The sequence below is a fragment of the Micromonospora sp. HM134 genome (genome assembly GCF_007833915.1).
GTDB lineage: Bacteria > Actinomycetota > Actinomycetes > Mycobacteriales > Micromonosporaceae > Micromonospora > Micromonospora wenchangensis.
In genome coordinates this window covers 6,303,768-6,327,498 of record NZ_CP041061.1, presented here as the reverse complement: position 1 = coordinate 6,327,498, position 23,731 = coordinate 6,303,768, and the positions used below count along the sequence as shown (strand labels likewise).

22 protein-coding genes are annotated in these 23,731 nt (G+C 73.5%); 12 read left to right on the top strand and 10 right to left on the bottom strand.

Translation table 11 applies throughout. From position 1 onward, the window contains the following. Nucleotides 1-5 precede the first annotated feature (5 nt). From FJK98_RS27405 to FJK98_RS27390, 4 genes are all read left to right on the top strand, one after another. A complete protein-coding gene (locus FJK98_RS27405) occupies nt 6-1,529 on the top strand; it encodes a sensor histidine kinase (protein ID WP_145921533.1) in 1,524 nt (507 codons plus the stop codon). A gap of 261 nt (nt 1,530-1,790) precedes the next feature. After that, the gene (locus tag FJK98_RS27400; RefSeq protein WP_205789231.1) at nt 1,791-3,443 is read left to right on the top strand and encodes a glycosyltransferase family 2 protein; all 1,653 of its coding nucleotides are present in this window, start codon (nt 1,791-1,793) and stop codon (nt 3,441-3,443) included. Continuing rightward, entirely contained in the window at nt 3,440-4,438 is a 999-nt protein-coding gene (locus tag FJK98_RS27395) for a glycoside hydrolase family 26 protein (protein ID WP_145921532.1), read from the top strand. Before FJK98_RS27400 ends, FJK98_RS27395 begins: the two co-directional genes overlap by 4 nt. Next, nucleotides 4,435-5,973: a glycosyltransferase family 39 protein gene (locus FJK98_RS27390; RefSeq protein WP_145921531.1), complete on the top strand. Its 1,539-nt coding sequence runs from the start codon at nt 4,435-4,437 to the stop codon at nt 5,971-5,973. The genes FJK98_RS27395 and FJK98_RS27390 overlap by 4 nt, the downstream gene beginning before the upstream one ends. A gap of 15 nt (nt 5,974-5,988) precedes the next feature. Here the strand turns inward: FJK98_RS27390 and FJK98_RS27385 are convergent, their stop codons facing one another. Next, nucleotides 5,989-7,581, bottom strand: a complete 1,593-nt coding sequence (locus FJK98_RS27385; RefSeq protein ID WP_370516930.1) for a glycosyltransferase family 39 protein — start codon at nt 7,579-7,581, stop codon at nt 5,989-5,991. 834 nt (nt 7,582-8,415) lie between these two features. Here FJK98_RS27385 and FJK98_RS27380 point away from each other — a divergent pair. From FJK98_RS27380 to FJK98_RS27365, 4 genes are all read left to right on the top strand, one after another. Beyond that, nucleotides 8,416-10,137: a nitrite/sulfite reductase gene (locus tag FJK98_RS27380; RefSeq protein ID WP_145921530.1), complete on the top strand. Its 1,722-nt coding sequence runs from the start codon at nt 8,416-8,418 to the stop codon at nt 10,135-10,137. After that, nucleotides 10,134-10,292 carry an IS1 family transposase gene (locus FJK98_RS27375; RefSeq protein WP_141723017.1) on the top strand — a complete coding sequence of 53 codons (159 nt, stop codon included), beginning with the start codon at nt 10,134-10,136 and terminating at the stop codon, nt 10,290-10,292. Before FJK98_RS27380 ends, FJK98_RS27375 begins: the two co-directional genes overlap by 4 nt. After that, nucleotides 10,289-11,053 (top strand): phosphoadenylyl-sulfate reductase, encoded by a 765-nt coding sequence (locus FJK98_RS27370; RefSeq protein ID WP_145921529.1) that lies wholly within the window; start codon nt 10,289-10,291, stop codon nt 11,051-11,053. The genes FJK98_RS27375 and FJK98_RS27370 overlap by 4 nt, the downstream gene beginning before the upstream one ends. A 104-nt stretch (nt 11,054-11,157) precedes the next feature. Further along, nucleotides 11,158-11,907, top strand: coding sequence for a sirohydrochlorin chelatase (locus FJK98_RS27365; protein ID WP_240763069.1), 750 nt, complete (start codon nt 11,158-11,160; stop codon nt 11,905-11,907). A gap of 142 nt (nt 11,908-12,049) precedes the next feature. On the opposite strand, the gene FJK98_RS27360 is transcribed toward FJK98_RS27365, so the two are convergent. Both FJK98_RS27360 and FJK98_RS27355 read right to left on the bottom strand, forming a co-directional pair. Continuing rightward, a complete protein-coding gene (locus tag FJK98_RS27360; RefSeq protein ID WP_067311984.1) occupies nt 12,050-12,307 on the bottom strand; it encodes a WhiB family transcriptional regulator in 258 nt (85 codons plus the stop codon). 444 nt (nt 12,308-12,751) lie between these two features. After that, nucleotides 12,752-13,702, bottom strand: coding sequence for a diacylglycerol kinase family protein (locus FJK98_RS27355; protein ID WP_145921528.1), 951 nt, complete (start codon nt 13,700-13,702; stop codon nt 12,752-12,754). A 42-nt stretch (nt 13,703-13,744) separates the two neighbouring features. Between FJK98_RS27355 and FJK98_RS27350 the strand changes: the two genes are divergently transcribed. Further along, nucleotides 13,745-14,134: a hypothetical protein gene (locus tag FJK98_RS27350; protein ID WP_145921527.1), complete on the top strand. Its 390-nt coding sequence runs from the start codon at nt 13,745-13,747 to the stop codon at nt 14,132-14,134. A gap of 40 nt (nt 14,135-14,174) precedes the next feature. Here the strand turns inward: FJK98_RS27350 and FJK98_RS27345 are convergent, their stop codons facing one another. The 3 genes from FJK98_RS27345 to sodN are packed head-to-tail and all read right to left on the bottom strand — an operon-like array spanning nt 14,175 to nt 15,540. Beyond that, a complete protein-coding gene (locus tag FJK98_RS27345; protein WP_145921526.1) occupies nt 14,175-14,582 on the bottom strand; it encodes an ATP-binding protein in 408 nt (135 codons plus the stop codon). Then, the gene (locus FJK98_RS27340; RefSeq protein ID WP_240762388.1) at nt 14,579-15,139 is read right to left on the bottom strand and encodes a GNAT family N-acetyltransferase; all 561 of its coding nucleotides are present in this window, start codon (nt 15,137-15,139) and stop codon (nt 14,579-14,581) included. Before FJK98_RS27340 ends, FJK98_RS27345 begins: the two co-directional genes overlap by 4 nt. Continuing rightward, nucleotides 15,136-15,540 (bottom strand): superoxide dismutase, Ni, encoded by a 405-nt coding sequence (gene sodN / locus FJK98_RS27335; RefSeq protein WP_088645999.1) that lies wholly within the window; start codon nt 15,538-15,540, stop codon nt 15,136-15,138. Before sodN ends, FJK98_RS27340 begins: the two co-directional genes overlap by 4 nt. Nucleotides 15,541-15,699: 159 nt before the next feature. On the opposite strand from sodN, the gene FJK98_RS27330 reads away from it, so the two are divergent. From FJK98_RS27330 to FJK98_RS27320, 3 genes are all read left to right on the top strand, one after another. Further along, nucleotides 15,700-15,975: a S24/S26 family peptidase gene (locus FJK98_RS27330; RefSeq protein ID WP_145923023.1), complete on the top strand. Its 276-nt coding sequence runs from the start codon at nt 15,700-15,702 to the stop codon at nt 15,973-15,975. Nucleotides 15,976-16,115: 140 nt separating this feature from the next. Further along, entirely contained in the window at nt 16,116-17,294 is a 1,179-nt protein-coding gene (locus FJK98_RS27325) for an NADP-dependent malic enzyme (protein WP_145921525.1), read from the top strand. 110 nt (nt 17,295-17,404) lie between these two features. Next, nucleotides 17,405-18,367 (top strand): zinc-binding dehydrogenase, encoded by a 963-nt coding sequence (locus tag FJK98_RS27320; RefSeq protein WP_168222558.1) that lies wholly within the window; start codon nt 17,405-17,407, stop codon nt 18,365-18,367. Between the two features lie 12 nt (nt 18,368-18,379). On the opposite strand, the gene FJK98_RS27315 is transcribed toward FJK98_RS27320, so the two are convergent. The 4 genes from FJK98_RS27315 to pta are packed head-to-tail and all read right to left on the bottom strand — an operon-like array spanning nt 18,380 to nt 23,580. Continuing rightward, the gene (locus FJK98_RS27315; protein WP_145921523.1) at nt 18,380-19,357 is read right to left on the bottom strand and encodes a chlorophyllase; all 978 of its coding nucleotides are present in this window, start codon (nt 19,355-19,357) and stop codon (nt 18,380-18,382) included. 39 nt (nt 19,358-19,396) lie between these two features. Then, entirely contained in the window at nt 19,397-20,299 is a 903-nt protein-coding gene (locus FJK98_RS27310; RefSeq protein ID WP_145921522.1) for an alpha/beta hydrolase, read from the bottom strand. A 57-nt stretch (nt 20,300-20,356) separates the two neighbouring features. Further along, entirely contained in the window at nt 20,357-21,508 is a 1,152-nt protein-coding gene (locus FJK98_RS27305; RefSeq protein WP_145921521.1) for an acetate/propionate family kinase, read from the bottom strand. Continuing rightward, nucleotides 21,505-23,580: a phosphate acetyltransferase gene (gene pta, locus FJK98_RS27300; RefSeq protein WP_145921520.1), complete on the bottom strand. Its 2,076-nt coding sequence runs from the start codon at nt 23,578-23,580 to the stop codon at nt 21,505-21,507. The genes FJK98_RS27305 and pta overlap by 4 nt, the downstream gene beginning before the upstream one ends. Between the last annotated feature and the right edge of the window lie 151 nt (nt 23,581-23,731).

The following is a 23,731-nucleotide window of genomic DNA, read 5'->3' as shown; positions in this document are numbered from 1 at the left end:
GTCTCGTGTCCACGCTGCGCGACCTCGCCGAGGAGCACACCCAGCTCCGCCCGGCCGACATCGACCACCTCCACCGGATCGCCGGCGACTGGCAGCTGCTGTCCGACCTGTCCTTCGCCGACCTGCTGCTGTGGGTTCCGGTGGACGCCGACGGCACGTTCCTCTGCGTCGCCCAGGTCCGCCCGACGACCGCCCCGACCGCCTACCTGGACGACCAGGTGGGCCGGATCGTGGGCGGGCCGGAGGTGGCCCACCTGGAGGTCGCCTACCGGCAGGGCCGGATCTGGCGGGAGGGCGACCCGGTCTGGTACGGCGACGTGCCGGCCCGGCACGAGGCGATCCCGGTGCGGCTGCGGACCGCCGACGGGGAGGCCGGCGAGGTGATCGCGGTGGTCGGCCGGGACACCAACCTGTCCACCGCCCGCACCCCCAGCCAGCTGGAACTGAACTACCTCACCACCGCCGACGACCTGGCCCAGATGATCGCCGACGGCACCTTCCCGCCGCCCCGGCACCCGGGGGAGACCACCTCCGCGCCCCGGGTCGGCGACGGGCTGGTCCGGCTCGACGCGGGCGGCAAGGTCACCTACGCCAGCCCGAACGCGCAGTCGGCGTACCGCCGGTTGGGGTACGCCTCCCACCTGGTGGGCGAGGACCTGGCGAAGCTGCACCGCCGGCTGGCCAGCGACCCGCTCGACGGCACCGAGGCGGCCAACGGCATCCTCGCCGCGCTGCGCGGTGAGGGCCCGCCGCGCCGGGAGATCGACGCCCGGGGGGCGACGATGCTCACCCGGGCGCTGCCGCTGATGCCCGCCGGGGTGCCGATCGGCGCGCTGGTCCTGGTCCGCGACATCACCGAGGTACGCCGCCGCGACCGGGCGCTGATCACCAAGGACGCCACCATCCGGGAGATCCACCACCGGGTGAAGAACAACCTGCAGACCGTCGCCGCGCTGTTGCGCCTGCAGGCCCGCCGGGTCGCCATGCCGGAAGCCCGGGTCGCCCTGGAGGAGTCGGTACGCCGGGTCGCCTCCATCGCCCTGGTGCACGAGACGCTCTCCATGTCCAGCGACGAGGCGGTCGAGTTCGACGGGATCGTCGACCGGGTGGCGAGCGCGGCGACCGAGGTGGCCGCGACCGAGGTGAGCGTCGGGATGCGGCGTACCGGCAGTTTCGGGGTGCTGCCCGCCGAGATCGCCACCTCGCTGGTGATGGTGCTCAACGAGTTGCTGCTCAACGCCGTCGAGCACGGCTTCCCGCCGGCCGAGGAGGGGGCCGAGGCGGTGGAGCCGGCGACCCGGCCCGAGGTGGTCGTCTCGGCGCACCGGCAGCGCAAGCAGTTGCACGTCTCGGTGACCGACAACGGGCGCGGGCTGCCGGCCGAGTTCGACGCCGACCGGGGTGGGCGGCTCGGCCTGCAGATCGTCCGGGCGCTGGTGACCGGGGAGTTGCGGGGCAGCATCGAGCTGCGTCCCGGCCCGACCGGCGGCACCGAGGCGGTGCTGGTGCTGCCGTTGGCGAAGGGCTGAGCCGGTTGACGACGCACCGGTTTCCGGCCGGTGACGCTCCGGTGAATGTGAGTAGCGTGACGTGGGATCTGCGGCCCGGTGAGGCTTTCGTTCGATTCATGGGCATTGACACCTTGCGGCCGACTGAATAGTTTTCTATCTCCACCTTCAAGCAGACACGGCCAGTTCACCGTGCCCGGCTTCCTGGACGCGTCCGGCGACCCATCCCGCTCGCACTGCCGGGAAGGCCGTGCGGCCCGGCGAGCGGGGGAGACGAAAGCGATGACCTCACCGCCTGCGGTCGATCCGGCCGCGGTGCTGTCGCCGACCGCCGAGTTCCGGGTGCCGCGGCAGGTGTCGAAGTGGACCCCGCGCAGGACCGACGACGCGCCGCACCGGCCCGCGTACGCCCCGGTGCCGTTGCCGCCGACGGACGCCGAGATGGTCTCCTACCGCAAGCGGCGACTGGCCGCCCTGATGGTGCCGTCGCTGGTCAGCTTCGGCTGCCTGATCACCAGCCAGCTGCTCTTCGTCCGGCTCGCCCCGTGGCTGTGGCTGCTCGCCCCGCTGCTGTTCTTCACCGTCGCGTACTACCTCATCTCGCTGGCCGTCAACCTGTTCACCCCGGGCTTCGACCTGGCCCGGCACCAGGAGCTGGTGCGCACCTGGCGGCCGGCCCGGTACCCGAGCGTCGACGTCTTCCTGCCGGTCTGCGGCGAGCCCGCGCACGTGCTGCGCAACACCTGGGAGCACGTGCGGGCGATGGGCCGCCACTACCGGGGCGAGGTCACCGTCTACGTGCTCGACGACTCGCCCAACGAGGCGATGGAACGGATGGCGCTCGCCTTCGGCTTCGTCTACCAGCGGCGACCCAACCGGGGCTGGTTCAAGAAGGCCGGCAACATGCGGTACGCCTTCGAACGCACCATGAGCGACTTCATCCTGGTCCTCGACGCCGACTTCGTCCCCCGTGAGGACATGCTCGACCAGATGCTGCCCTGGTTCGACGCCGAGCCGAAGGCGGGCATCGTGCAGTCGCCGCAGTACTTCCGGGTGCACCTGGGGCAGACCTGGGTGGAGCGGGGGGCCGGGGCGGTGCAGGAGCTGTTCTACCGGTCGGTGCAGGTCTCCCGGCAGGCCCACGATTCGGCGATCTGCGTGGGCAGTTGCGCCATCTACCGGCGCGACGCGCTGTTCTCCATCGGCGGGTCCACCCTCATCGAGCACTCCGAGGACGTGCACACCGGCTTCGACCTGCGGATGAAGGGGTGGAACCTGCGCTACATCCCGGTCGTGCTGGCCGCCGGGCTCTGCCCGTCGGACGTGGACTCGTTCTTCACCCAGCAGTACCGCTGGTGCGCCGGCTCGATGAGCCTGCTCGGGTCGAGGAAGTTCTGGTCGACGAAGCTGCGGCTGCGGGCCCGGCTCAGCTACATCTCCGGCTTCTGCTACTACCTGCACACCGGGCTGTTCACCTTCGTCGCGCCGGTCATCCCGGTGCTGATGCTGACCGTGTTCGCGCACCAGATCGCGATCGCCAACTACCTGCTGATCCTGCCCAGCGTGGTCTACAACCTGATCATCTTCCCGTTCTGGCACCGCAACCGCTACGGCCTGGAGAGCTGGACGGTCAAGATGATCTACGGGTGGGCGCACGCCTTCGCCATCATCGACATCATCCGGGGCCGGCGGATGGGCTGGCAGCCCACCGGCGGCACCGCCAAGAAGAGCAAGACCCGGCGGCTGTGGACCGGCATGAAGGTCTGGACCGCCGGCAGCGGCCTGGTCTGGGCCGGCGTCGCCGGGTGGCGGATGCTCGTCGAACCCGAACCCTGGATCTTCGTACCGGCCCTGCTCAGTGCGGTCTTCTACCTGGCCATCGTCGGGCAGGCGCTGCTGGTCGACCCGGAACGCGACGTCGAGGTCGTCCGGTGAGGACGAAGTACCTGGTCACCTTCCTGCTGGTGCTCGCGCTGGCGTTCACCGAGTTCGCCGTGCTGCGCCGGGTGGACATCCGGGTCGCCGGGTCCGCCGGCGGGCCCGGCGGGGTCGCCGCCACCGAGGAACAGATCCCGGCGTACGACGTCACCGCGCTGAAGTCACCCAAGGGCAAGTACCTCGGCGTCACCGTGGCCGGCGGTGCCGAGATGGGCCGGGTCCGCGCGTTCGCCGGGGAGACCGGCAAGACGCCCAACCTGGTGGCGGTCTTCGAGAGCTTCGACGACAAGTTCGCCGCCAGCGAGGTCCGCGAACTGCACAACTACGGTGCGCTGGCGGTGATCCGCTGGGAACCGTACGACGTGCCGCTGCGGGACATCGCCGCCGGCAAACACGACGCGTACGTCAAGGAGTTCGCCGCCGCCGTCCGCACCCTGAACCTGCCGATCGCGCTCACCTTCGCCCACGAGATGAACGGGCACTGGTACTCCTGGGGGACGAAGCAGACCACCGCCGCCGAGTACGTCGCCGCCTGGCGGCACCTGCACGACATCTTCACCCAGCAGGGCGCCACCAACGTGATCTGGACCTGGACCCCGAACGTCGTCAACTACCTGCGCAAGGTCAGCATCAGGGCGCTCTACCCCGGGGACGCCTACGTCGACTGGGTCGGCATGGACGGCTACTACACCAACCGGGGTCCGAAGACGTTCCAGGACCTCTTCGTTCCCACCATCACCCAGATCCGCACCTTCACCCGGCGTCCGCTGCTGATCGTGGAGACCGGGGCCGAACCGAGCAGCCGCCGACCCGGCCAGATCACCGACCTGCTCACCAACGTCGCCCGGCGTAGGGACTTCCTCGGGGTGGCGTACTTCAACATCAACGGCTCCGGGAAGTGGAACATCGACCGGGACGACGCCGCCCTGCGCGCGTTCCGCCGGTCCGCCGCCAAGGACACCTTCGGCTTCGACATCCGGACCGTGAAGTGACCGCGCCGACGGTGCAGTGGACCGGGCAGGCCGACCCGGCGGAGGTCACCGGCCACGCCACACCGGTGCGGCAGGCGGGCCGGGGCGGCGGCTGGTGGGCGCTGCTGCCGACCGTCGTCGCGCTCGGCCTCGGCTGGTGGCGGCTGGACGCGCGGGACCTGTGGAACGACGAACTGGTCACCTGGCACGTCACGACGCTCACCGTCGAGCAGTTCCGGATGCTGGTCGGCAACATCGACCTCGTGCACGCCGGCTACTACCTGGTCATGTCGGCGCTGACCACGGTGACCGGGGACTCGACGACCGCCCTGCGGCTGCCGTCGGTGCTCGCGGTCGGGCTCACCGCCGGGCTGGTCACCCTGATCGGGCGGCGACTCTTCGACACCCCGGTCGGGGTGCTGGCCGGCCTGGTCTTCGCCCTGCTGCCCACCGTCTCCCGGTACGCCCAGGAGGCCCGTTCGTACGCCCTGGTCACCCTGGCGGCGGTGGCGGCCAGCTGGCTCTTCCTCCGCGCGGTCGACAGGCCGACCCGGGGCCGCTGGTGGGCGTACGGCGTGCTGCTGGTGCTGGTCGGCTGGCTGCACTTCGTCGCGCTGCTGGTGGTCGTCGCGCACCTGTTCCACCTGTGGCGGTCGGTACGCGGCGAGGAACCCCGGTGGCGGTGGGCGGCGTCCACCGGCATCGCCGGGCTGTTCGTCCTGCCGGTGCTGATCCTCGGCAGCCGGCAGTCCGGGCAGATCTCCTGGGTGGAGAACGACGGCGACGCCGTGCTCCGCTTCCTGGCGAACCTGACCGGCACGACGGCCACACTGGCGCTGGTCGCGGCGCTCGCCCTGCTCGCGGTGGCGGTCGCCGGCCGGCAGTGGCGCGCCATGGTGCTCATGCTGCTGATCTGGGCCGTGCTGCCCCCGGCCGCCGGCTACCTCACCGCCGGCATGCTGCACCTCTTCCTGGCCCGGTACTTCCTGTTCACCGTCCCGGCGTGGGCGCTGCTCGCCGCGTTCGCGGTCTGCCGTACCGCGCGGTTGGCGACCCGGGGGCGGCTGCCGGCGGCCTGGCTGGCCGGTGCGCTGGTGCTGTTGCCGGTGCTGGCCTGGCAGACCCTGCCGGCCCAGGAACGGGTCCGCTCCAACGAGGCCGACGGGCAGCCCCGCTACCTCGACGCGGTCCGCTACCTGGGGACGCAGGTCAAAGCGGGTGACGGGGTCGCGTACAACGACGGGTTCGGTGGGTCCAGCGACGTGGCCCGCAAGGCCACCGACTACGGCCTGCGCGACCGAACGCACCCCCGGGACGTCTTCGTGGCCGTACCGGCCCGGCAGACCGGCTGGCTGACCGCCCGCGAGTGCAAGGAACCGCTGCCCTGCCTCGGCGACACCCGGCGGATCTGGCTGGTGGAGACCGGCCACCTCGACGATCCGCTGGCCGGGCTGCCGCCGGCCCGGGAGGCGCTGCTACGGCAGCGCTTCCTGATCCGGCACGTCGAACGGTTCGACCGGGTCCGGGTGGTCCTGCTGGAACGCAAACCGGCCTGACCGGGGTGGGCGCGGTCAGCGTTGCCGCGTGAGCAGCGCCACCGTCACCCCCGGCCGGGGTCGGACCTGCTCGACGGTGAACCCGGCCCGCAGCGCGTCGCCCCGGTCGCCCGGCACCGCGGCGAGCGGATCGTCGTGCCGCCCGGCGACCACCAGCCAGACCCGGTCCACACCGGCCAGGCACCCGGCGGGCCGGTCGCACTCGCGGACCCACAGGTCGGCCCGGTCCCGCCGCCCCTGGGCGACCAGCACGTCCCGGGGCCGGGGCCCGTCGGCAGCCCGGTCACCGGTGATCCGGGGCAGGTGGTAGTCGATGCCGAGATCGAGGAAGAGCCACCCGTCGCGGGGCGCGTACACCACCGCGTCGCCGGGCCGCTGGCCGGCGGCGATGACCGCCGCCGCCCCCCGGTAGTCGACGGTCGCGCCGCGCGGCCAGCCGTGGCTGTGCCGTACCGCCGCCTGGTCGGGCAGCCCGAGCAGCGCGGTGAGCGCCACCACCGCCAGCCCCGCCCCCACCGGACGGGCCAGGGCGCGCGCCGGTCGGGTCCGCGCCGGTCGGGCCGGCAGCCTGGGTCCGGCCGGCGGTACAGGGCCGGTTGGTGGTACGGGGCCGGCCAGGGCGGCACCGGCGAGCAGGCAGGCGAAGGGCACGGTGAAGAACAGGTACCGCGGCACCCAGAGGGGCACGGCCAGCGCGGCGACGAAGACCAGCAGCACCGGCAGCAGTACGCAGAGGCCCGGCAGCAGGCCCCGCCACCCCGAGCGGGTCGCCCCGAGCGCGGCGAGCCCGACGAGCACGCCACCCACCACGCCGCTGTGCGCCAGCGCACCCGGCAGGGCCGCCAGATCCGCCAGCCGGGCAGCGGCGACCCAGTCGAGCTGGTGGGACCGCTGCCGCTGTGCCGTGACCAGCAACGGCACCAGCACCACCACGGCGGCCGACACGGCCAGCACCCAACCCGGCAGCCGCCGTCCCCACCACCTCCCGTCGCCCGGTCCGTCGGTACCCGGTCGGCGGTCGGCGGCTGCCGGGCGGGTCGGGCCGGTGGTGGGCGGGCCCCAGGCGGCGAACGTCAGCACCGCCACGGCGTGCGCGGCGAGCAGGCCCAGGGCGAGCAGGTGGGCCAGGCCGAGCCCGGCGACGGCCGCCGCGTAGCCGGCCCAGCGCAGCCGGCCGGGACGGTCCAGGGCGCGGACCAGCAGCACGGTGGCCAGCACGGCGAGCAGGGTCGCCAGCGCGTAGGGCCGGGCCTCCTGCGCGTACCGGGAGGTGCCCGGCAGGACCGCGAAGAGCAGGCCGGCGAGCAGGCCGGCAGGCGCCCTGAACAACCGCCGCCCGAGTACGCCCGTGAGGCCCGCCGCCCCCGCCATCGCCAGCACCGAGGGCAGCCGCAACGCCGCCACGGAGTCGCCGAACACCCCGGTCCAGCCGTGCACCACCAGGTAGTAAGCCCCCGTCGCCGCGTCGACGGTCCGGGTGAGCCGGAGCAGGTCCCCGACCGGGCGGGTGGCCGCGCTCCAGGTGGCCAACTCGTCCCGCCAGGGTTGGGCGCTGCTGATCCCCGAGCAGCCCGCGACCAGGGTGAGAAGCAGCGGAACGGCCCACACCGCCACCCCCGCCGGTCCAGCGTGCGGGCCCGTCGGTTGGGGTTCAGGGAAAGGCGGGTGCGCATCCGACTGCCCACCCGAAAGCCCTTTTTGGGACATTGCGCCCATGGGTCGAGGGTCCCACACCCGACCCGGCGGCACCGCCGGAGCCGGAGGTGACCAGGCTGCCTGGGCGGACACGAGGTGGGGTGCGCATCCTTTCGAGCTGATGTCGAAGACGATTCACCCGGTCGGTCGCAGCCGGTCCGCCCGCTCCGCGACCCCGGCGACCGGTCGTCCGGGTCCTCCTGCCGGGGTCGCCTTCGCGGCGACGCCCGTCCCCTCCCCGGACGCGTCCCGGGTCCCGTCCCGACCGACGGGTTGCCGTCCGAGCGGCCGCTCGCCCTCGATCGACTTATGTGGGCCGATGTTGCGGTGTCTTTCCGGCCGGATACCCCTTTTCGCGCCCATTGGCGGCCGCCCCGCCCCCCGACCGCCCCCGTTGACCGTCCGGCCGGCCGTCGAGCCGCACCGCCCGCCGGGGGCGGTGACGGTGGGGATGCGGCCCGTGATGTGGGATGCGGCACGCGGTCATTGGCCGGTTTCCGCAGGGTGTGGGAGCATGGCTGCATGACCGCCGCTGTCGTCCGCCGCTTCGTGGCACGTCGCCACGTCGATTACGGCCGCGTGCGCAGCGCGATCTGTCCGGCCCACTGACGACGCCCGACCCATCCGTCTCGGGCGCGTACTCTGCGCCGGCCGTTCCGACACCGTTGTCCTCGGCCCTTCCAGGGCCGGCCGCCGCCGCGTCCGCGCTCCCCCCGAGGCACCGCAGAGACAACGGAGGACGCCGCGATGGCGGTCAGCAGCACCCCGGCCCGTCCCGGGACCCCGACGGCCACCGCCGTTCCCGCCACCCGTGCCCCCCGCCGTCCCCGTGGCGAGGGTCAGTGGGCGCTCGGCCACCGCGAGCCGCTCAACCCCAACGAGCGGATCAAGAAGGACGACGACCCGCTGAACGTCCGGGCCCGGATCGAGAACATCTACGCCCACGGCGGGTTCGCCTCGATCGACCCGCAGGACCTGCGGGGCCGGTTCCGCTGGTGGGGCCTCTACACCCAGCGTAAGGCCGGCATCGACGGCGGGCGCACCGCCGTGCTGGAGCCGCACGAGCTGGAGGACGAGTTCTTCATGCTCCGGGTCCGCGTCGACGGCGGTCAGCTCTCCCTGGCCCAGCTCCGGGTGATCGCCGACATCTCCCGGGAGTTCGCCCGGGACACCGCCGACATCACCGACCGGCAGAACATCCAGTACCACTGGATCCGGGTCGAGGACATGCCGGAGATCTGGCGTCGGCTGGAGTCGGTGGGCCTGCAGACCACCGAGGCGTGCGGCGACTGCCCCCGGATCGTGCTGGGCAGCCCGGTCGCCGGGGTGGCCGAGGACGAGGTGCTCGACCCGACCCCCGCGCTCGACGAGATCGTCCGCCGGTACGTCGGCGACAAGGCGTACTCGAACCTGCCCCGCAAGTTCAAGACCACCATCTCGTGGCTGGTCGACACCCCGTACGAGGCGAACGACATCGCCTTCCTCGGGGTCGACCACCCGGAGCACGGCCCCGGCTTCGACGTCTGGGTCGGCGGCGGCCTGTCCACCAACCCGATGCTGGCCAAGCGGCTCGGCGTCTGGGTGCCGCTGGCCGAGGTGCCGGACGTCTGGGCGGGCGTGGTCGGCATCTTCCGCGACTACGGCTACCGCCGGCTGCGTAACCGGGCCCGGTTGAAGTTCCTGGTGGCCGACTGGGGCGTGGAGAAGTTCCGCGAGGTGCTGGAGAAGGAGTACCTGGGGCGTACCCTGCTCGACGGCCCGGCCCCGCAGCTGCCCGACAAGCCGGTCGACCACATCGGCGTGCACCGGCAGCGTGACGGGCGCAACTACGTCGGGGCCGCCCCGGTGGTCGGGCGGGTCTCCGGCGGGCAGCTGGCCAAGCTCGCCGACGTGGTCGAGGCGCACGGCAGCGACCGGGTGCGGCTCACGCCGTACCAGAAGCTGCTGGTGCTGGACGTGCCGCCGGCGCGGACGGAGTCCCTGGTCGACGAGCTGCGCGGGATCGGCCTGGAGGCCCGGCCGTCGGCCTGGCGGCGCGGCACCATGGCCTGCACCGGCATCGAGTTCTGCAAGCTGGCCATCGTCGAGACCAAGGCGCGCGGCGAGGAACTGGTGGCCCGGCTGGAGGAGCGGCTGCGCGACTTCGACGCGGACATCTCCATCCACATCAACGGCTGCCCGAACGCCTGCGCCCGCACCCAGGTCGCCGACATCGGCCTCAAGGGTCAGCTGGTGGTCGGCCCGGACGGCCGGCAGGTGGAGGGCTTCCAGGTGCACCTGGGCGGCGGGTTGGGCATGGCCCAGGGCCAGACCGCCGGGTTCGGCCGCAAGCTGCGCGGCCTGAAGACCACCGCCGACGAGCTTCCCGAGTACGTGGAACGACTGGCCCGCCGCTACCTGGCCGGCCGGACCGAGGGCGAGACGTTCGCCAACTGGGTGATCAGGGTCGACGAGGAGGAACTCCGATGAGCGAAACCCGATCCGCGCCGCTGCACTGCCCGTACTGCGGCGAAGAGGACCTGCGGCCGAACGAGGCCGGCCACGGCGCCTGGGAGTGCCACGCCTGCGCCCGGGTCTTCACCGTCAAGTTCAACGGCCTGCTGAGTCGGGCGGTGACCCGGTGACCGGGCTGCTCTCCGCCGCCGGCCTGGGCCTGGTCGGCCCCGGCGGCCCGAGGACGGCCGACCCGGCCCGTCGGGACCCGGCCGAGCTGCGGGCGCTGGCCGAGCGGGCCGGCCGCGAGCTGGAGGGCGCGCCGGCGCTGGAGATCGCCCGGTGGGCGGCCGACACCTTCGGCGACCGGTTCTGCGTGACCAGCTCGATGGCCGACGCCGTGCTGGCCCACCTGGTGTCCCGGGTCGCCCCCGGGGTGGACGTGATCTTCCTGGACACCGGGCTGCACTTCCCGGAGACGCTGCGGGTCCGCGACGAGGTGGCCCGCCGGCTGCCGGTGAACGTGCGCTCGATCCGGCCCCGGCAGACCGTCGGCCAGCAGGACGGCGAGTACGGCCCCCGCCTGTTCAACCGCTCCCCGGACGACTGCTGCCAGTTGCGCAAGGTCGAGCCGTTGGAGCGGGCCCTGTCCGGGTACGACGCCTGGGCCGCCGGGCTGCGCCGGGACGAGTCGCCGACCCGGGCGAACACGCCTGTGGTGACGTTCGACCCGCGACGCGGCAAGGTGAAGGTGAACCCGATCGCCGCCTGGTCCCAGGCCGACGTGGACTCCTACATCTCCCGCTACGACATCCCGGTCAACGAGTTGCTCAGCCGGGGCTACGGCTCGGTCGGCTGCTGGCCGTGCACCCGGCGGACCAGGGCGGGGGAGGACCCCCGGGCCGGCCGCTGGGCCATGTTCGAGAAGACCGAGTGCGGCCTGCACGTCTGACCGGGTCGGAGCACGCCCCGACGTCCGGCGCGGCACCACCCGGACCGTCCACCGCCGCCGCGCTGCCGCCCGTCGGCTCGGCGCTGCCGGCTGCCGCCCCGGCGCTGCCGGTGCGGGCCGGCGCGGGCGTGCCGGTGGTGCTGGTGGCGCACGGCAGCCGGGACCCCCGGGCGGCGGCGGCGACCCGGGCGCTGGCCCGTGCCGTCGGTGCCGCCCGTCCCGGCACGCCGGTGCTGCCCAGTTGGCTCGACCACACCGATCCGGGGCCGACGGAGGTGTTGCGGGGGCTGGCCGCCGACGGTCACCGTACGGCGGTCGTGGTGCCCCTGCTGCTCACCGCCGCGTACCACCGGCGGGTGGACGTCCCGGCGGCGGTGGCGGCGGCCCGGCGGGACGCTCCCGGGCTGACGGTACGGGTCACCGACGTGCTCGGGCCGGCCGACGGGACGGTGGACGCGGGGTTGCTGGCCGGGCTGGGCCACCGGCTGGCCCAGGCGCGGCCGGGGCCGGTGGACGCGTTGGTGCTGGCGGCGGCGGGCACCCGGGACGCGCGGGCCCGGGGGTCGGTGGGGCGGGTCGCCGCCGCCCTCGCCGCCGGGTACGGGGTGCCCTGCACGGTGGCGTACGCCTCGGCGGCCCCGCCGACGGCCGACGTGGCGGTGACCCGGCTGCGGGCGGCCGGTGCGCGACAGGTGGCGGTGGTGGCGTACTTCCTCGCGCCGGGGCTGTTCCACGATTCGGTGGTGGCGGCGGCGGAGCGGGCCGGCGCGGTGGCCGTCAGCGCCCCGTTGAACGACTCCCCGGATCTGGTGGACCTGGTTCTGCGCCGGGTCGACACCTCGGGTGACGGGTGACCGGAGTCACTCACGCTTTCATTACCCTCAGTAATTGTCTGGCGACAATGCATTGACGAATTCTGATCACGGGGTGTGCGGGCAGCAGAACGCCCCGGCGGGCGGACCCCGCCGGGGCGGACAGCGTGTGTGATCGGTTTTTTCAGGCGGAGTGAGCGCGCAGCACCCGGAGACCGCCACGGCGCTTGACCGCGCGGCGCTCCTCTTCGCTCATCCCGCCCCAGACGCCGGCGTCCTGACCGGACTCCAGTGCCCACTGGAGGCACTGGTCGGTCACGGAGCAGCGCCGGCAGACGGCCTTGGCCTGCTCGACCTGCAGGACAGCGGGGCCGGACGTCCCGATCGGGAAGAACAGCTCCGGGTCCTCGTCGCGGCAGACGGCATTGTGACGCCAGTCCATGGCGGCAACACTCCTCATTCTGGATGGATGGCAGTTAACGCTGGTGCTTTTCTTATATCCGTCCGCAATGCCGGTCGTCACGGTTCGCGTACGACTATTCGGCAATGCGTGAGCAGACTCGTTTTTAGCGCCTGGGCCTGCTGGAACTGCTCAACCGGCCGAGCATATCCAGGCAATGTCCCGGTAACTCAAGTTCGCTTGTGAATACTTTCACGAACGAACGCGATGTCAAGGGGTGACGCTCGGAAAAACTCCGCTCGGTGAGCAAGCTCACGACCCTTTTGTCCGGTTTCCAGGCTTCCCTGTTACCCGGCGTACCACAGTCGAGGATCAATATAGTACAGTCCGCGTGACATTGCTGACATTTCCGGCACTCCTCCTCGGTGTGGCGGCCACCGCGCCGCGCGGTGTCCCGACCGCTCGACCTAGGGCGTTACCCGAGACCTAGCAGATTACTCTCAGTGCGCCGGAAACGGAGGTGAATCTGACTTTGTGTCGCTCCCCGAGGTAGTCCCCGTCCAGCTGGAAGGCCTGCGGGCGGGCCGAGACCAGCGTGAACTCCTCCAGATCGTGCAATCGGAGCACCTGCTTGCCGTGCGGATCGGGGTGTCGGGAGAGGAACTGCGTCACCGTCCGTGTGGTGCTGGCGACGCGGAGCTGACGGAGCGCCAGCACGTCCAGCCCGAGATCGAACGACGCCTCCGGGTTCGGGTTGACCTCCCGGTCGCCGAGGTACGTCCACGGCGCGGTGTTCTGGATGATCACCGTCGCCAGCTCGCCCTCGGCCGGCTCGCCCGGCCGCTCCATGCTGATCGCCGGATGCCGCCGGTCGGAGCCGAGGAAGTAGTGACTCAGGGTGGAACGGAAGTAGAGCGACGGTGAGGAGACCCGTCCCCGCCGCCGGGCCTGCTCCACCCGGTGGATCACCGCCGCGTCCAACCCGAAGCCGGCGCAGAAGGTGAAGTAGCGGTCGTCAGCGCGGCCCAGCCCGATCGTGCGGGACCGGCCCAGCCGCAGCGCCTCCAGGATCATGCTGGTGCCGTCCGCCCACTCCCGGGGCAGCCCGAGCGCCCGGGCGAAGACGTTCGTCGAGCCGCCCGGCACGGTGGCCAGCGCCGGCAGCCGCTCCGCCGGGGAACCACCGGTGCGGATCGTCGGGGGATCGGCGGTCATCAGACCGTTGACCACCTCGTTGACCGTGCCGTCGCCACCCAGGGTGACCACCAGGTCGACGCCCTCCTGGGCGGCCTCCCGGGCCAGGTCGGTGGCGTGGCCCCGGCGTCGGGTGTACCGCACCGACAGGTCTACTTGGCTGCGCAGTGCCCGGACCAGCACGTCCCGGCTGCGTTCGCTGGTGGTGGTGGCCTTCGGATTGACCACCAGGACGGCCCGCATGGCCGGCACTTTACGTGATGGGGCGGGGGTATCGTGGCCCGCGTGACGATCGACTCCGCGCCGGTTCCCGACACCCTGCGCTGGGCGGTACGCCTGTTGCGGGGCGAGGCCGTCGCCCTGGCGCTGCTCGCCGGCTGGCTGGTCTGGGCCGACCTCACCGCCACCACGACCGACCTGGTCTCGGCACTCTTCGTGACCGGGTTCGCCATCGCGGGCGCGGTCGCGCTCTGGGCGTTGGGCGGGGCGCTGGCCCGCCGCCGGGCCGGTGCCCGTGCCCCGGCGATCGTGCTGGAGCTGATGCTGCTGCCGGTCGGCTGGTTCATGATCTCCGGCGGGCTGGGCTGGCTCGGCGTACCCCTGATGGCGCTCGGGGTGGGCGTCTGCGCGCTGCTGGTCAGCCCGCCCACCACCCGCGCCCTGGGCTTCGGCTGACCCAACGCCGCGCGGGGCGCGGTGACGCCGGCGGGCCCGGTCAGTAGCCGGCGGAGCGGCGGGTCAGCAGCGAGATGGTGGCCCGACCCTGGGTGGACTCGGCCGCCGCCGCCGTGGTCAGCGCGGTGAGCACCTTCCAGGCGAACGAGGACTCTCCCGGCAGGGCCGCGCCGCGCACGGTCGGCACCGTGACCTCGACGGTCAGCGCGTCCTCGGTGACCGAGAACCGGCACTCCAACTCGGCGTCGCGGGTGGCGATGGCGAGCAGCATCGCGCACGCCTCGTCGACCGCGATACGCAGGTCCTCGATCTCGTCGAGCGCGAACTGGAGGCGGGCCGCGAGCCCCGCCGTGGCGGTGCGCAGCACGCCCAGGTAGCCGCCGTCGGCGGGCACGGTGAGGTGCACGACGTCGTCGTCGGTCGCTGGCTGGCCGGTCAGTTGAGTCACGCCTCATCCCCCCGGTCCGGGACTCTACCCGGCCGGGCGGACACGCGCGTGGCCGACGTCACCCCTTCGGCGGCGAGGTCGCGCAGGGCCGCCCCGTCGAGCCGGTAGGGCACCCACTCGGTCATCGGCTCGGCCCCGATCGAGGCGTAGAACCGGGCGGCCGGATTCCAGTCGAGCATCCACCACTCCAACCGCCGGTAGCCGCGCTCCACGCAGATCCCGGCGAGGGTGGCGAGCAGCGCCCGGCCGGCGCCGGTGCCCCGGTACGCGGGGCGGACGTACAGGTCCTCCAGGTAGATGCCGTGCACGCCGGCCCAGGTGGAGAAGTTGAGGAACCACAGCGCGAAGCCGACCGGCTGGTCGTCGTCGTCCACCGCGACGTGCCCGAACAGCGCCGGGGCCGGCCCGAACAGGGCGGTGTCGAGCTGTGCCGGGGTCAGCCCGCAGCGGTCGGCGGCCTGCTCGTAGTCGGCCAACTCGTGCACCATCGCGACGATGGCCGGCACGTCCCCAGGACGCGCCGGCCGGATCGTCGGTGCCGTGGCGGGCAGGGTCACGCCTGCTTGGTCTCCCAGAAGATCTTGGAGATCTCGTCGATCTTCTGGAGCAGCTCGTCGGCCTTGGCCGGGTCGGTCGCGCCCTTGGCGCCGGCCGCGCCGGCCGCCTTGGTGGCCTCGTTGAACAGCTGGTGCAGGTGCGGGTACTTCTCGAAGTGCGGCGGCTTGAAGTAGTCGGTCCAGAGCACCCACAGGTGGTGCTTGACCAGGTCGGCGCGCTGCTCCTTGATCAGGATCGCCCGGGTGCGGAACTCGGGGTCCGTGTTCGCCTGGTACTTCTCGCAGATCATTTTGACCGACTCGGCCTCGATCCGGGCCTGCGCCGGGTCGTACACGCCGCACGGCAGGTCACAGTGTGCGCTGGCGGTCACACGGGGCGAAAGGATGCGGGGAAGTCGCATCAGGTTCCTCCATGGGATGTTTGCGATGATCCGAGCCGACATTACTCCTGACGACGTCCCCGGCAGGGGCGGAGGGGAAACCTTGTGACGGTCGGCGGCTCCGGTCCCACCCTTCGGTCGCGTGCCCCGCTCACCGCCGTCGGCGTGACCGGGCCGTCCATGTCACCCACCCTGCGCCACGGCGACGCCCTGCTGGTCCGCCGGGGCGGCCGGCCGGTCCGCCCCGGCGACGTCGTGGTGGCCGTGTTCCGCAGCCGCCCGGACCTGTTGGTGGTCAAGCGCGCCGTGCGTCCGCAGGACGGCGGGTGGTGGCTGCACGGTGACAACACGTTGGTCACCGACGACTCCCGGGCGTACGGGGTGGCCGACGTGCTGGGCCGGGTGGTGTTCCGCTACTGGCCCCGCCCCGGCCGGCCGGCCCCCGCACCGATATGACCCTCCTCACAACCCGGTGCCGGTGGGCTGACTATGCTCGGGAGGTGCCCGGGTGACCCCCGTACCGCGTGTCGCCGCTCCGCCTCACCTCGCGCCCTCGCGCCGGCCGCTCCGTCTGCTCGACAGATCCTGGAGTCACCATGTCTGCGTCCACCGTGGATCCCGCTGATCCCGTCTTCCGACTGCACCTCGGCGGCAAGCTCGCCGTCGCCTCGACCGTCCCGCTGACCAGCCGCGAGGACCTCTCGCTCGCGTACACCCCGGGGGTGGCCCGGGTGTGCGAGGCGATCGCCGCCGACCCCGCCCTGGTCGACGACTACACCTGGGTGTCGCACACCGTCGCCGTCGTCACCGACGGCTCCGCCGTGCTCGGCCTCGGCAACATCGGCCCGCGCGCCGCGCTGCCGGTGATGGAGGGCAAGGCGGTGCTGTTCAAGCAGTTCGCCGGCGTCGACGCGGTGCCGATCTGCCTGGACACCCAGGACGTCGACGAGATCGTGGCGACGGTCCGGGCCCTCGCCCCCTCGTTCGGCGGGATCAACCTGGAGGACATCAGCGCCCCGCGCTGCTTCGAGGTGGAACGGCGGCTCGACGAGGCGCTGCCCATCCCGGTCTTCCACGACGACCAGCACGGCACCGCGATCGTGGTGCTGGCCGCGTTGCGCAACGCGGCCAGCCTGCTGCACCGCAAGCTCGGCGACCTGCGGGTGACGGTCAGCGGGGCCGGCGCGGCCGGGGTCGCGGTCACCCACATGCTCGTCGCCGGGGGAGTGGACCCCGAACAGGTGGTGGTCTGCGACTCCCGGGGCGTCATCGGCCGGCACCGCGACGACCTGACCGAGACCAAGGCGTATCTCGCCGAGACCACCAACGCGCAGGGCCGGCGCGGTGACGTCACCGAGGCGCTGCGCGGCGCGGACGTGCTGATCGGCGTCTCCGGCGGGCGGATCCCCGAGGCGGCGGTCGCCGGGATGGCCCCGGGCGGCATCGTGTTCGCGCTGGCCAACCCCACCCCCGAGGTGGACCCGGAGGTGGCCGCCCGGCACGTGGCGGTGGTGGCCACCGGGCGTAGCGACTACCCCAACCAGATCAACAACGTGCTCGCCTTCCCCGGGGTGTTCCGGGGCGCGCTGGACGCGCGGGCCACCCGGATCACCGACGGGATGAAGGTGGCCGCCGCCGACGCGATCGCCGGAGTGGTCGACGGGTCGCTCAGCCCGGACGCCATCGTGCCGTCCCCGCTCGACCCCCGGGTCGCCCCGGCGGTGGCGGAGGCGGTGGCCCAGGCGGCCCGCCACGACGGCGTCGCCCGCGCCTGAACCGACGCGTCGCGCGCCACCCGACCGGAGCGCGACGCGCCCCCGACCGGGTGGGAAGGGTCCGGGCCGGCCGGCCCGGACCCTTCTTGAACGATCGTTCCGCTGTTACGGTGCGGATCATGCGTGCCGCCTATGCCTCCCGGTTCGACGCCGACAACCCGCTCGCCGCGCTCACCGTCGGCGACCGCCCCGAGCCCGCCCACCTCGACGACGACTGGGTGACGGTGCAGGTGCGGGCCAGCTCGCTCAACCACCACGACCTGTGGTCGCTGCGCGGGGTGGGGCTCGCCGACGGTCAACTGCCGATGATCCTGGGCTGCGACGCGGCCGGCACCGACCCGGACGGCAACGAGGTGGTCATCTACCCGGTGCTGCCCACCCCCGGTGACCCGCGGGGCGTCTCCATCCTCTCCGAGCACTACCAGGGCACCCTGGCCGAGCGGGTGGCCGTACCCCGGATGAACCTGCTGCCGCTGCCGACCGGCCTGTCGGCGACCGACGCGGCCTGCCTGCCGACCGCCTGGCTCACCGCGTGGCGGATGCTCACCACCCGGGGCCGGATCGCCGACGGCGAGGCGGTGCTGGTGCAGGGGGCCGGCGGCGGGGTCGCCACCGCCGCCGTCGCGCTCGGCCTGGCACTGGGCAAGCGGGTGTACGCCACCAGCCGCGACGCCGCCAAGCGGGACCGCATCGCCGCGCTGGGGGCGACCGCGCTGGAACCCGGCGCCCGGCTGCCGGAGCGGGTCGACGTGGTGATCGAGACGGTCGGCGCGGCCACCTTCGACCACTCGTTGAAGTCGGCCGCCCCGATGGCCCGGATCGTGGTCGCCGGCGCGACCTCGGGTCACCTGCCGCCGGTCAACCTGCGCCGGGTCTTCGCCATGCAGCTGGAGATCCTCGGCACCTCGATGGGCACCCCGGACGAGCTGACCGAGCTGCTCGCCTTCTGCGCCGAGCACGAGGTACGCCCGGTGGTCGACAGCGTGGTCCCGTTCAGCCGGGTGGCCGACGCCTTCGCCCGGCTGCACTCCGGCGAGGTCTTCGGCAAGGTCGTGGTCGACCACACCGCCTGACCCTCGGCCGGCTCAGAGACGGTCGTCGAGGGTGGCGATGTCGCCCCGGGCGGCCGAGGCGGGCAACCGGTCCCGGGCCGCCGCGTCGCCGTAGAGCGTCCAGCGGAGGAACTCGATGGTGGTGTCGGAGACCACCCGCAGGGCCGTGTCGTCACCGAGCAGGGCCCGGCCGTGGTCGCCCCGGGTCAGGCTGAGCATCGCCTTGGGCCACGGCACCGCGTCGTAGACGGCCTTGCCGGCGGCGTAGTCGACCACCTCGTCGGCCCGGCCGTGCACGAAGAGCTGCGGGGCGGCGGCCCCGGCGAAGGCCGTGCCCACGCCCAGCCCCGTCCCGGCGAGGACCACCCCGGCCCGCAGCCGCTCGTCCCGGCCGGTGGTGAACAGGCCGATGGTGGTCACCCCGCCGGCCGAGTGCCCGGCCGCGGCCACCCGGTCGGTGGCCAGCCGGCCGCGCAGCGGGTCGCCGGCCTTCGCGTCCAGCGCCAGCACCTTGTCCAGCACGTACGACACGTCGGCGGGCTGGTTGAGCACGTCGAGGACGCTGCCGTCGGTGCCCTTGCCGGTGTGCGGGAACATCGGCGCGGCCACCACGAAACCGGCCGCCGCCCAGCGGGTGGTCAGCGCCCGGTAGTCGGTCGGCCGCCCGTCGAGGCCGTGGCTGAACGCCACCACCGGGAAGCGTCCGGCCGCCACGGTGGCGTCGCGCTGCGCCGCCCCACCGGCGGTGCCCCGGGCCGGGTACCAGAGGGTCACCGGCAGCGGGCGGTCGCCGCCCCGGTTCAGCCTCAGCTCCCGTACGCCGACCGCGAACGCCTGCGTCGGCGCGGTGCCGGCGGGGATGCGCGACGCCTGCGGGGTGGCCCCCGGGGCGCTGGCCGCCAGCGTCGGCGACGGGGCGGCGGGGCGCGCGGGCGGAGACGCCGAGCAGCCGACGAGGCCGGCGGCGAGCAGCGCGGCGGTCAGCAGGACCGGGATACGACGACGGAACATGAGAACGATTGTGCCCGCCCGTGGCGGCTGCCCGGCCGGCTACGGCCCGGCGTCGGCCAACCGGTCGTCGAGGGTGGTGACCCCGGGGCGGGTGGCGTCGGCACGCAGCCGGCGGCCGGCCTCCCGGTCGTCGTAGAGGGTCCAGCGGAGGAAGTCGGTGACGGTGGCGAGCACCTGGTCGAAGCCCGGCCGGCCCGGGGTGAGGTATTCGCCGTGACCCTGGCCGAGCACGCTGAGGAACGCCTTCGGGCCGGACGCCCGCTGGTAGCCGGCCCGGCCGACGGTCAGCGGCACCACCGGGTCGGCGGTGCCGTGCACGAACAGCAGCGGGGCGCTCGGCCCGGCGAAGGCGCCCGCCAACCCGCCCCCGGCGATGATCACGCCGGAGCGCAGCCGGGCCGGGTGGCCGGAGGTGAACATGCCGGCCGTGGTGAAGCCGCCCGCCGAGTGTCCGGTCGCGGCGAACCGGCCGACGTCCAGGTGCCCGGCGAGCGGGTCACCGGCGCGGGCGTTCAGCCGGACCAGGTGCCGGATCACCCGCCAGCCGTCGGCGGGCTGGTTGCGGACGTCGGCGCGGCTGAACCGGGCCGCCCGCCGGTTGGTGTACGGGTAGGTCGGCGCGGCCACCACGAACCCGGCGGCGGCCCACCGGGTGGCCAGCGCGGCGTGCAGCTCGGGGAGGCTGCGCAGGCCGTGGCTGTGCAGCACCACCGGGAACCGGCCCGGGGCGACCCGGCCCCGCTCGGTCGGGTACCAGAGCGTCACCGGCAGCGGGCGCGGCCCGGCCGGGTCGACGGTGACCGTGCGTACCGCGACCGGCAGGGCCTGCTCCGGGGCGTGCCGGGCCGGCGGTGGTGGCGGTGGGTCGGTGGCGGCGGTGGCCGGGCCGCAGCCGGCGAGCAGCGCGGCCAGCACCACGGCGCACAGCCGCCTCACCCCCATGACTGCACGGTAGGTGGTCGGCGGTCCGGTCCGGCCCGGCCGTCCGGACGATGGTGGTCACCGCCCCGGTCGGTCCGGCTCCACCGCTCGGTCCGCCCCGGCCAGCACCGCCCGGGTCTGCCGGGCGATCTCCCGCTCCTCGTCGGTGCCGACCACGCAGACGCTGACCTCCGCGCCGGCCGGGGAGATCACCCGGTCGCCGGTGCCGGCGTTGCGGTGCGGGTCGACGGCGATGCCGAGCCGGTCCAGCCCGGCCAGGGCGGCGGCCCGTACCTCGGGGGAGTGCTCGCCCACCCCGGCGGTGAAGGTGATCGCGTCCGCCCCGCCCAGCAGCGCGTGGTAGGCCCCGACGTAGCCGGTGATCCGCCGGCAGTAGACGTCGAAGGCGAGCACGGCGGCGGGATCCGCGGCGGCCCGCCGGGACTGCACCTCCCGCATGTCGTTGACCCCGGTGAGACCGAGCAGCCCGCTGCGGTGGTTGAGCAGGTCGTCGATCTCGTCGACGCCCATCCCGCCCTCGCGGCGCAGGTGGAAGATGACCGTCGGGTCGAGGTCACCGCTGCGGGTGCCCATCACCAGCCCCTCCAGTGGCGACATGCCCATCGAGGTGGCCACGCTGCGTCCGCCGTCCACCGCGCAGGCGCTCGCCCCGTTGCCCAGGTGCAGGCTGATCGTGCGCAGCCGGTCGTACGGGCGGTCGAGCAGTTCGGCGGTGCGCCGCGACACGTACGCGTGGGAGGTGCCGTGGAAGCCGTACCGGCGGATGTCGTGCCGGCGGGCGGTGTCCAGGTCGATGGCGTACGTGGCGGCGGACTCGGGCAGGGTGTGGTGGAACGCGGTGTCGAAGACCGCCACCTGGGCGACGTCCGGCAGCAGTTCCCGGGTGACCGCGATGCCGGCCAGGTTGGCCGGGTTGTGCAGCGGGGCCAGCGGCACCAGTTCCCCGATCGCGGCGACGACGGCGTCGTCGACCCGGACCGGCGCGCTGAACCGCCGGCCGCCGTGCACCACCCGGTGCCCCACCGCGGTCAGCCCGGTCAGGTCGAGCCGGCCGAGGATCTCCCGGACGGCGGTGGCGTGGTCGGCCGGCCCGCCGCCCGGCTCGCCGACCCGCTCCACGGTGCCGGAGTCGACCGTCGACTCCCCGTCGTAGAGCCGGTACTTCACCGACGACGATCCGCAGTTGAGCACCAGCACCCGGTCGGTCACGACCCCTCCTCCGACGATCCGGCCGCCTGGATGGTGGTGATCGCCACCGTGTTGACGATGTCGGCGACCTTCGCGCCCCGGGACAGGTCGTTGACCGGCCGGCGCAGGCCCTGCATGACCGGGCCGACGGCCACCGCCCCCGCCGACCGCTGCACCGCCTTGTACGTGTTGTTGCCGGTGTTGAGGTCCGGGAAGATGAACACGGTGGCCCGGCCGGCGACCGTGCTGCTCGGCAGTTTCGTCGCCGCGACCTGCGGGTCGATCGCCGCGTCGTACTGGATCGGCCCCTCGACCAGCAGGTCGGGCCGGCGTTCGCGGACCAGCTTGGTGGCGGTGGCGACCTTCTCCACGTCGACCCCCGCGCCGGAGTCCCCGGTCGAGTACGACAGCATCGCCACCCGGGGTTCGATGCCGAACCGGGCCGCCGTGTCGGCCGACGAGATGGCGATGTCGGCGAGCTGGGCGGCGTCCGGGTCGGGGTTGACCGCGCAGTCGCCGTAGACCAGCACCCGGTCGGCGAGCAGCATGAAGAACACGCTGGAGGCCACCGAGACGCCCGGCACGGTACGGATGATCTCGAAGGCGGGACGGATGGTGGCCGCCGTCGTGTGGGTGGCCCCGGAGACCATCCCGTCGGCGTGCCCGGTGGCCACCATCATGGTGCCGAAGTAGTTGGGTTGGGCCACGATGTCGTGCGCGATCTCGACGGTGACGCCCCGGTGGGCGCGCAACGCCGCGTACCGGGTGGCGAACTCGTCCCGCCAGGCGCTGCCGGCCGGGTCGACCACGTCCGCGCCGGTCAGGTCGATGCCCAGCTCGCGGGTGCGGCGGGCCACGTCGTCGGGGCGGCCGAGCAGGGTCAGGTCGGCCACCCCCCGGCGGAGCAGGATCTCGGTGGCCCGCAGGATGCGCTCGTCGGTGCCCTCGGGCAGCACCAGCCGGCGGCGGTCGGCGCGGGCCCGGTCGATCAGGTCGTACTCGAACATCAGCGGGGTGACCCGCTCGGAGCGGCTGACCCGCAGCCGGCGGGCCAGGTCGACGGTGTCGACGTGACCCTCGAACGCGCCGAGCGCGGCCTCCACCTTGCGCGGGTTGGCCGGGCCGGGCCGGCCCTCGATGTGGCTGGACGCCTCGACCGTGTCGTAGCTGTCGCTGGTCACCGAGAGCACGGCGAAGCCGGTGTTGAGCCGTTCGACCAGGCGCATCGCCCGGGGGTCGGGCTGCTCGCCGAGGGTGAGCACCACGCCGGCCAGCGACACCTGCCCGGCGACGTGCGCGGTGCTCGCCGCGACCAGCAGGTCGGCCCGGTCACCCGGGGTGATCACCAGGGCCCCCTCGGTGAGGTGGTCGAGCAGGGTCGGCACGTGCGCCGCGCCGACCACGTAGTCGAGCACGTCCCGGCCGAGGGCGGCGTCGTCGCCGGCCAGCAGGGTGGCGTCGAGCGCCGCCGCCACCTCGGCCACCGTCGGCGCGGACACGCTCGGCACCTCCGGGATGGCGTACGCGGGGACCGGCAGCTCGGGCAGGGTCAGCGCTGCGGTCACCCGGTTGGCGATCACCGCCAGCACCGTCGCGCCCAGGTCGGCCAGATCGTGGTACGCCCCGCGCGCCGCCGCCGTGACCGCCTCCGGCTGCTGCCCGAAGCCGTCCACCACCGGCACCACCACGCTGCCGAACTCGGTGGCCAGCCGGGCGTTGAAGGCCAGTTCGCGGGGGCCGGCGGTGTCCCCGCCGTCGGTGAAGTCGCTGCCCACCACGATCACCGCCGGGCAGCGCCGTTCCACCGCCCGGTACCGCTCGACGATCCGGGAGATCAGCTCCTCCCGTCGGCCGTCGGCGACCAGGGCCGCCGCCTCGGCGTACGTGGTGCCGGTCAGGTCGGCCTGGGGCAGGTCGATCCGGTAGCGGTCGTGCAGCAGGGCGAGGATCGGGTCGTCGCCGGTGTCGGAGACCAGCGGCCGGAACACGCCGATCCGTTCGACCTGCCGGGAGAGGAGTTCCGCGAGGCCGAGGGCGATGGTCGACTTACCCCCGCCGGACCCCACGCTGGTCAGGTAGACGCTGCGGGCCACGGCACCACCCTAGGAGATCACGTCGTGTCTCGCCCGGGACCTTCGCCCTGAACCGTCGCCGGCGGGGGCGCGCCGGTGCGACCCGAGTCTCATTCGTGGGACGAGCTGGAAGCTGAGTGATCCTCGTGCCTAAACTCGCATCCCATGACTG